Below are 6,179 nucleotides of genomic sequence, written 5' to 3' on the forward strand. Positions count from 1 at the left end.
CTGGCGAACCTACAGGACGCGCTTGATCTTGACGACGCGCTTCTCCCAGTTCGTTCCGTCGAACTTGGAATAGGTCACGCCAGGACTTCCGTACGTGTGCAAAATTTTGCCGTTTCCGGCGTAGATCGCTACGTGGGTAATCCGGTCGGAGGAACTGTTGACAGAAGCTTTCATGAAGATCAGGTCGCCTTTTTTCAAGTTCTTCTTGGACACGGTCGTCCCTACGGTCGATTGCTGGCGGGAGTCGCGCGGCAACGTGATGCCCGCTTCCTTGAAGACGCGCTGCGTAAACGACGAGCAGTCAAACGTCTTGGTCGTGCTGCTGCTGGAGCCGTACTTGTACTTCGTACCCAAGTATTTCTCGCCGATCTTGATAACCTTGTCGGCCAGGTTGTTTGCCGTTTGCTCCTGCTTGCTGCCGGAATTGTCGGAAGAGCTTGTCTCCTCCAAAATGCGGCGTGCGCCGAGGAACTTCTTGCTGTATTCCGAATATTTTTTCAGGACGACGGCATCTTCGCTTTGCGAGGAGTAGACAAACTGGTCATTGCCTATGTATATGCCCATAAATGTCGGGCTGCCTTTTCCATTGGACGAGAAGAACACCAGGTCTCCCGGCTGCACGCTGTTTTTGGAGACACTTTTGCCTGTCTTGTACAAGTTCGCAATCGTGCTGCCGATGGAAATCCCGATTTGCTTGTACGTGTACGTAGCCAGCTCTGCGGAGCCGAACTGTTTTGGACCTTTTGCTTTATATTCATAATCTTTCCCAATCAAGGATGTCGCGATCTTTACAACATCAGACTGTTTTGAATCTTGCGTCTTAGCGGCCGCCTGTTCAACTTGACCACCCATTAACAGGGACGTACTCAGCATGACTGCTACTGTTGACTTCAAAACCCAATCTCGTTTCGTCACTTTCTTTTCCTCCTTGTCATGTTGTGGCACCCGTCGTGGGTACATGGACAGATTACCCCAGGAGGAAACGGGAGGATAAGACCGTAAAATTTACCAATCATGGAATTAGTAGCATCGGACTAATCAAAAAACAAGTGTCACAACAGGTCACTCCTGCCTTTTAGTACCATAGAACCAGATGCCATTGAGAATTGTTTTCAACGATACTTTTCCAAGCAAAAACCCATCTTCTGCTTAATCCTGTCAGAAGATGGGTCTATTTGCCCGCTGCAAATGCCCGCTCTTATTTCAGTTTGGCCGTAAACTGGCCCCACTCTTCTTCGCCCCATTTGAGGGTCAGCACATCGCCATCTGCGACAGGTCCGACACCCGCAGGAGTCCCCGTGTAGATCACATCGCCCGCACCCAGACCGAAATGCTCGGCAATGTAGGCAATAATCGTCTCCAGATCAAAAATGACATCGCGAATATTTCCCCGCTGCACCTGCTCGCCGTTTTTTAGCAGGGAAAAGTCCGTCTGCTGCATCGCTGCAAGGCCCGGAAACGGGTGAAACGGCGTCAAGATTGCAGAACCGGGAAAGCCCTTGGCAAGCAGCCACGGATGACCTGCGCTCTTCAACTCGCTCTGCACATCGCGCAACGTAAAATCGATGCCAAGGGCGATTTTGTCGACCAGCTCGGCAAGCGTGCAGCCCGGTTCGTACGGCCGTGCCAGATGCACGACCAGTTCCGCTTCATAATGAAGCTCTCCGCGCGTGCCCGGCAGCTCGATCGCCTGTCCGTTCGTCACAGCCAGGGCGTGTGTCGGCTTGGCAAAAATCATCGGTTTTTTCGGTACGTCGTTCCCCAGTTCGGCTGCATGCAGTCGATAGTTCCGTCCTACACAGTAAATATTGCGGATCTGTTCCATTTTGTCCTCTCCTTATGCAGGCTTTTCGCTCCCACTTACTATATCATGGAAAAGAGGACAAAAGACAGCCGCTCAATTCTCACCAAAGCAGTTGTCATAGCCCGGCCAGAGCCTGGCGTTGCCGCGGGCCTCCACTTCAAACACCGTATCGCAGATCGCTTCCAGCGCGCTCTCCAAATCTGTCTCCACCTCCGAGGTCCACGTGAACCCGTAGCGTAGACGCACGACCTGCTCGTTTTTTTCGCAAAAGACAAACGCGAGCTCTGGATGCTGCTCAATGACAGCTCTGCGCGCCTGAACGGTTGCGTCCAGCGAAAACAAGCCGTCCCACTCCGCGATAACATAGGTAGAGGTCACCTCGATCCAAAGTGCGGAGGAATCGTCTCTTCTGCCAAAAACCACGGCATCCTCCCGGTAAAATCCATACCCCGAAGGAAGGGCGCCCTGCAGTCTGAATGCCATCCCGACAGGCAAATCTTCCGGCTTCAGCGCTGCGACAAGCCTTCCCGGCAGAAAATAATAGCCATCCTTTTGGCAAAAGCCCAGGGGCTCTCCCATGACGACGACGCGCTGATTTTGCGTGTCGCCTGTCACCTGTACGTACATCACGGCACCTCCTTTTCACCCAGTATGGTCAGGCATGCCTACCTCAAAACCAAATATCGCTTTGGAACATCCATTATTTTACATTTTTTCAAGACAAAAAAACAGGAGGTACATCCCCAGTGGATGCCCCCCTGCTTTTGCGTTGTTGTCATGATGTGCGGACGATGGCGATGACGACATCGTTTTCGTTGTACGCCTTCGCTTTTATTTTGACGGGAAAATCGTATGGATTCTGGAATTGGAAATCCAGCAAGCCAAAAGCTACCGTCGCGTCCTGGCCTGTCGGCACATAGCCCACCGACTTGCTGTGATTGTGCCGCTCCACCATCGTCATTCCCGCTTCTGCGGTCGCATTGTACAACGTGCTGGATACTTGGCAAATCCCGCCGCCGTAGTCATCGACAAGTTGTCCGTTCAAGATTGTGCCTGCCTTTTGCCAGCCGTCCTCTGCGATATTCGAGTTGCCTACTGCATCATTAAAGGAAAAGACCGCTTGCGGATCGATTTTTTCCTTGTTGATCTTTCTCAGCGCCTTATGAATATTGTGTTTGCGCGCGTCAGAGCTGCCTTCCATCGTCGTATGGTAAAACCCAAGGACCTCGTTTTCCCCGATGTCCATTTTGGCCAAAAACATTTCACGCTGCTCTGCAGGGAAAAGTTCTTCTGTGCCCAAGGCAGATGCAGGAGTGGGAAGGACTGCTGTACACGCCGAAAACAGGAAAGCTGCTGTCATCACACTGACACCTGCGAACCGGAATTTGTTCATGCTCCTCTTCTCCCCCGCTTTTAATCGTGCTGTCTCTCTTCTCGGCTTGCAGAGAAGCTTTCAGTCAACGCCAGCCAGATCGTGTCGACCACAATGCTCGCCACTCTACTGTATCCCACGCATGACGCGGCGAGCAACCTGCAAATGTTGGGCAATTCAGAAAGACCAGGTGCGCAGCCAAACGGCGTCAGTCCTGCAAAATCTCCACATACCCTTCTGTACCGTGTACGCGAATGCGCTGCCCGTCTTTGATGAGCCGCGTGGCGTTTTCCACGCCGACAACGGCCGGCAAGCCGTATTCACGCGCAATGACAGCCCCGTGGGTCATCAGGCCGCCTACTTCCGTGACCAGACCTTTGATCGATACAAACAAAGGTGTCCAGCCTGGGTCGGTGAAAGAAGTGACCAAAATATCCCCTTCCTCCAGATTCGCCGCTTCCATGTGTAAAATGACTCGGGCCCGCCCCTCGATCACTCCGGCAGAAACAGCAAGACCGGCGAGTGCATGGGCCGGCAAGCTTTCCCGCTTGTACTTGCCCGCAATGATTTCACCGTCAGACGTGATGACACGAGGCGGCGTCAGTTTTTCGAATAATACATGGTCTTCTTTTCGCTTGCGGATGATCTGCTGATCCAGTTTGTTCGTGCGCACCGCTTCGTGAAACTCTTCAAAAGTAAGATAGTACACGTCTTCTTTTTCGTGAAGAACGCCAGCCTGGACGAGTTTTTCAGCTTCTTTCAGCAAAGCTTGCTTGTAGACGAAATAGCGATTGACGATGAAGTATTTGGGATATTCCCGATAACCAGTGAAGTTGCGGATGCGGTCGATCATTTGTTTCGTTTCTCTTGCTTTCTGTTCCCCGTCCGGCAATTGCCTGACTCGCCGGATAAGCTCTTGTTCTTTTTTAAGCGCTTCCTGTCGCCCTTGCTCAAATTTCTCCTTGCCGGCATTCGGCGCAAAGTTTTTGATGTTGCTCAAAATCATGGGGACGAGCATATACGGGTTTTCACTCCAGCGCGTTCTCGTCAGATCAATTTCTCCGGCACAGCGCATGCCGTATTTGTCGAGATAGGCCTGGATCGCGTCATGCGCCTTTTGTCCGCCCTCTACCTTTCGCAGTCCATCCATAAAGTGCTCCGCTTGTGCGTGCTGCAAATAGTCAACGACCTTTGGATAAGGGCGAATCACATCGGCAACATCGAGGAGCGCCAACCCCATTTCCGACGTAATGTTGTTTGGCACTGATTGGGAAAGTGTGTCGGCTGCGTTTTTTTCACCCAGCCATTCGGACACTTTTTCGTTGATCCATGTCGCAGCATTGAGCGCAGTCATAATCACGCCCATGTTTTCGGGGACGAATAACACCTGCTTTAACTGTCGGATGTCTTCGAGAATAAAGGAAAACAAGTCCGGTCCCGATTTCGTCTGGATGCTTTGCTTTGTCTTTTCCAGCGCCTCTTGATTGCGCGCAATCAACTCAGCCACGATGGCTGGATCGACTTCGCTCGGTGTGTTCAGACTGGCGGCGAGCCTGCCTGGGTGGCTGTTGCCGGGAGATTGCTCTTTGTCATCCGCTGGTGTCAATGGGATATAATCTCGCTCAATGATCGCAAGCAGCGCGTCTTTGATGAGCGGATCCGATTGTCCCAATGTTTTTAGCAGCGTCTGCCTGCCGTCAGGGGAAGCGAGCATCTTTGTCACATCGACAAACAGCCTTCCCCCCGCTTTGTGCATGGGGGCATTCGTCGTCAGCAAAAAAACAGACATGCCCAATGGCTTCAGCGGGTCGGTCATCATTTGTTGGTGGCCCACCGATACGTAGACGTGATCGCCTTGATCGTTCGCTTCCGGGATGGGGTACAGCGTCGTAATCGGGCGGCTCTGGACAATGTAAAGCGTATCATCAACGAGGCACCATTCAATATCTTGCGGACAGCCAAAATGAGCTTCGATCTGCCTTCCGATGCGTGCCAGTTGCAAAATTTGCGGGTCGGTAAGAGTTTGCCCCTTTTGTCGCTCAGGTTCGATCTGCTCCGTCTGCGTTCCGCCTTCTTTTCGTCCGTAAATCGCCAGCGTTTTGGTCGCGATTTTCTTGTTGACGATGACTCCGTCTTTTACCTGATAACCATCAGCGGAGACAAGGCCAGAGACGAGTGCTTCGCCGAGTCCAAAACTGGCGTCGATCGACAGCAGCTTCCGGTTGGCTGTAATCGGGTCGGCGGTAAATAGAATCCCGGAAGCTTGCGGGAACACCATCTTTTGTACGATGACGGATAGAGAAACATCGCGGTGGTCAATTCCGTTCTGCATCCGGTAAATGACCGCACGATCCGTAAACAGCGAAGCCCAGCATTTGCTGATATGCTGCAAAATGGCTTCGATCCCGATCATGTTTAAATAGGTGTCCTGTTGACCAGCAAAAGAAGCGTGCGGCAAATCTTCCGCAGTCGCACTTGAGCGCACGGCATAAGCGTGTTCTGCACCATAGCGTGAGAGATAGCGAGCCACGGCTTCTACTACATCGGCGGGAATTTCCGCTTCTCTGATAATTTGCCGAAGCTGCCTGCTGATTTCACGCACTTGCTCCCGGTCTTCTGTGCCCAGCCTTGACAGGCGATCCAGCAAAGCATGGTACGTCTCGTTTTGTGCGATCGCTTTTTGATAGGCCACGGTTGTCACACAAAATCCTTCCGGGACTTGTATGCCGGGGATTTTCGATAGCTCACCCAGATTGATTCCTTTTCCGCCAACGAGCCACTGCGCTGTTTTTTCCATTTCCTGAAAACCAAGGATCAACGTGCTCATACCGATCTCCCCTAACCATTCCAATGTGAAAAAGCATTTGACAAGTGATTGCGCAGGTGATACAATTAAAGTGTAAGATGAGGTACTACTAACCCTAAAAGAAAAGCGCAGACTTGTGCTTCGATTATATCATCGTGTCTTTTTAGGCGCAATAAGAAAGGGGCTGTCCAATAAGT

Annotated in this window: 5 protein-coding genes; all 5 read right to left on the bottom strand. The window is 51.8% G+C overall.

Going from position 1 to position 6,179, the window contains the following annotated elements:
• Window positions 1-9: 9 nt before the first annotated feature.
• The 5 genes from EDM57_RS06315 to ppsA all read right to left on the bottom strand — a co-directional run bounded on the left by EDM57_RS06315 (window position 10) and on the right by ppsA (window position 6,003).
• Window positions 10-915 (bottom strand): C40 family peptidase, encoded by a 906-nt coding sequence (locus EDM57_RS06315; protein ID WP_122903921.1) that lies wholly within the window; start codon window positions 913-915, stop codon window positions 10-12.
• A 283-nt stretch (window positions 916-1,198) separates the two neighbouring features.
• The gene (locus tag EDM57_RS06320) at window positions 1,199-1,825 is read right to left on the bottom strand and encodes a fumarylacetoacetate hydrolase family protein (RefSeq protein ID WP_122903922.1); all 627 of its coding nucleotides are present in this window, start codon (window positions 1,823-1,825) and stop codon (window positions 1,199-1,201) included.
• A gap of 72 nt (window positions 1,826-1,897) precedes the next feature.
• On the bottom strand, window positions 1,898-2,431 hold the full coding sequence (locus tag EDM57_RS06325) for a hypothetical protein (RefSeq protein WP_122903923.1): 534 nt from the start codon (window positions 2,429-2,431) through the stop codon (window positions 1,898-1,900).
• A 148-nt stretch (window positions 2,432-2,579) separates the two neighbouring features.
• Window positions 2,580-3,197 carry a VanW family protein gene (locus tag EDM57_RS06330; RefSeq protein ID WP_122903924.1) on the bottom strand — a complete coding sequence of 206 codons (618 nt, stop codon included), beginning with the start codon at window positions 3,195-3,197 and terminating at the stop codon, window positions 2,580-2,582.
• A 187-nt stretch (window positions 3,198-3,384) separates the two neighbouring features.
• Complete coding sequence (gene ppsA, locus EDM57_RS06335; protein WP_122903925.1) at window positions 3,385-6,003, bottom strand: phosphoenolpyruvate synthase; 2,619 nt, start codon at window positions 6,001-6,003, stop codon at window positions 3,385-3,387.
• Between the last annotated feature and the right edge of the window lie 176 nt (window positions 6,004-6,179).

The organism is Brevibacillus gelatini (genome assembly GCF_003710935.1).
GTDB classification, from domain to species: domain Bacteria; phylum Bacillota; class Bacilli; order Brevibacillales; family Brevibacillaceae; genus Brevibacillus; species Brevibacillus gelatini.

Bases quoted from the DNA above. Each gene is read 5' to 3' on its own strand.
- EDM57_RS06320 (WP_122903922.1), bottom strand. From the start codon at position 1,825: ATGGAACAGATCCGCAATATTTACTGTGTAGGACGGAACTATCGACTG.
- EDM57_RS06325 (WP_122903923.1), bottom strand. From the start codon at position 2,431: ATGTACGTACAGGTGACAGGCGACACGCAAAATCAGCGCGTCGTCGTC.
- EDM57_RS06330 (WP_122903924.1), bottom strand. From the start codon at position 3,197: ATGAACAAATTCCGGTTCGCAGGTGTCAGTGTGATGACAGCAGCTTTC.
- ppsA (WP_122903925.1), bottom strand. From the start codon at position 6,003: ATGAGCACGTTGATCCTTGGTTTTCAGGAAATGGAAAAAACAGCGCAG.